Origin of the sequence: Protofrankia sp. Cr1 (assembly GCF_963555865.1) — a bacterium.
Classification (GTDB): Bacteria; Actinomycetota; Actinomycetes; order Frankiales; family Frankiaceae; genus Protofrankia.
Genome location: NZ_CAUVXO010000165.1, coordinates 1,270 through 3,539, shown reverse-complemented (window position 1 = coordinate 3,539; position 2,270 = coordinate 1,270). Strand labels below are relative to the sequence as shown.

The 2,270-nt window shown below is 67.7% G+C and carries 1 protein-coding gene and 1 pseudogene; one reads left to right on the top strand and one right to left on the bottom strand.

Annotated elements, in window-relative coordinates:
• The first annotated feature begins 381 nt into the window (after positions 1–381).
• Positions 382–1,443 (top strand): glutamine synthetase GlnII, encoded by a 1,062-nt coding sequence (glnII, locus tag U9980_RS14315; RefSeq protein ID WP_322768369.1) that lies wholly within the window; start codon positions 382–384, stop codon positions 1,441–1,443.
• Positions 1,444–1,527: 84 nt separating this feature from the next.
• On the opposite strand, the pseudogene U9980_RS14310 reads toward glnII, so the two are convergent.
• A pseudogene (locus tag U9980_RS14310) lies at positions 1,528–2,270 on the bottom strand (bifunctional glutamine-synthetase adenylyltransferase/deadenyltransferase); the annotation flags it as partial.

Genomic DNA, 2,270 nt, shown 5'->3' with positions numbered 1-2,270 from the left:
GGCCGGCGGACATCCGAACCAGGGACATCCGACCGGCGATAGCGGGGAACAGCGGCACGTCGATCGGCGCCCGGTTCGCGGAAAAGCCGCGGGTCGGGCGCTGTCGTGCGCATGGGACACCGTTCCCGGCTGAAGGACCGCATAGCCGACGGTGTGGAGGACTTTGTTCCCGGATTCCGGGAAGCACGTGCGGAAGACCCGAAAACTGAACTGTCCGGCAACGCGTGATTGACCGAAAATTTACCGTGGTGGAACTGTGGGGAAACTGGACACGACGAAGATCCGGACGGACCCTCGTGTCACCCGCGGCCGGGGTCGAGCAATCCACAGGCACGCGATGAGACACTCCGCTATGTGCCACTCCAACCACGGGGAGTATGAGTGAGTTACCAGGCCGAGTACATCTGGATCGACGGCACCAAGCCGGAACCCCTGATGCGGAGCAAAACCCGCATCGTTGCCGACGGCAGGGAACCCGACATCTGGGGCTTCGACGGCTCGAGCACCAACCAAGCACCTGGATTCAACTCGGACTGCGTCCTGCAGCCGGTGTTCACCTGCCCGGACCCCCTTCGCGGTGGGTCCAACGTCCTGGTGTTGTGCGAGGTCGCGCTGACCGACTTCACCCCACACCCGACCAACACCCGTGCCTTCTGCCGGCAGGCAGCCGAGAGGTACGCCGACCAAGCCCCCATGTTCGGAATCGAGCAGGAGTACACCTTTTTCCAGAACGGCCGGCCGCTCGGCTGGCCGGAGGTGGGCTTTCCGGCCCCGCAGGGTCCCTACTACTGCGGTGTCGGCGGCGAGAAGATGGTCGGTCGTGCCATCGTCGAGAAGCACACGCAGGCATGCCTCGACGCGGGCCTTGCGATCGAGGGTACCAACGCCGAGGTCATGATGGCCCAGTGGGAGTTCCAGATCGGGGTACTTCCGCCCCCCGCCATCGGCGACCAGATCTGGGTCGGCCGCTGGTTGCTCCACCGGGTGGCCGAGGACTTCGACGTCACCGTCTCGTTCGCGGCGAAGCCCATCCCCGGCGACTGGAACGGCGCCGGCGCACACACCAATTTCTCCACCAAGGCCACGATGGAGAGCTGGGACGCCATCGTCACCGTATGTGAGGCACTTGGTACCCGGGTGCTGGAGCACGTCAAGAACTACGGCGACGGGATCGAGAAGCGCCTGACCGGTCAGCACGAGACCGCGCCGTACGACACCTTCTCCTGGGGCGCCTCCGACCGCGGCGCGTCGGTCCGCATCCCATGGGCGGTGGAAAAGGCCAAGAAGGGCTGGATCGAGGACCGTCGTCCCAACGCCAACATGGACCCGTACCTGGTCACCGGCCTGATCGTCGACACCTGCTGCAGTGCTCTGGCCGGCGCGAGGCCGACCCTGGCCATCCCAGGCCAGAAGGACACGGCCGAGACCACGGTCACGGCCTGATCTGTGTCACCATCCTGATCTGTACCATGATCGCGGATCGCGGGACCCCGTGCCACGCCCAAGGCGTTGCACGGGGAAAGCCCGCTATCCGGTGGACGACCCGCCCGCCCCTTCGCGGGCGAAGAGCGTCTCAGCCACCGCACGTGCACCCGCAGCCATCCGCCGGTAGTCGCCGAGCAGCGCCTCGGCCTGCTCCGCCGGATAGCCGACCGCCCTCGCGACCTGGGCCAGCGCCCGCGGTGCATGTGGCAGCACGTCGCCGGGACGCCCCCGGGTCAGTGTGATCGCGTTACGGAGCCGGGATGCCATGGTCCACGCGTCCGACAAGATCGCCCCCTGCGCCGGGTCGAGCAGGCCGGTGGCCGCGGCGGCCCGAAGGCCTGCAAGCGTTGACGTCGTGCGCAGCACCGGTAGGGCCTGGGCGTGACGCAGCTGCAGCACCTGCACCACCCACTCGACGTCGGTGAGACCACCAGGCCCGAGTTTGAGGTGCAGGGAACGGTCGACACCCCGTGGGATGCGCTCGGTCTCCATTCTGCCGCGTAGCCTGACGACCTCGGCCACGGCATCGGGTGGCAGGAATGGCGGATAGCGGATCTCATCAACCCAGGCACGGAACCGGTCACCCAGCTCCGCGTCACCGGCAACCGGCCGCGCCCGCAACAGCGCCTGGGTCTCCCAACCCGCTGACCACCGGCGAAAGTAGGCGGCATAGCTGGCCGGCGTGCGGGTCATCGGACCCGCACGGCCTTCCGGGCGGAGCTGCGCGTCGAGGATCAACGGCGGGTCACCGGCGGGCACCGCGAGCAGTCGGCGCAGTTCGGCCA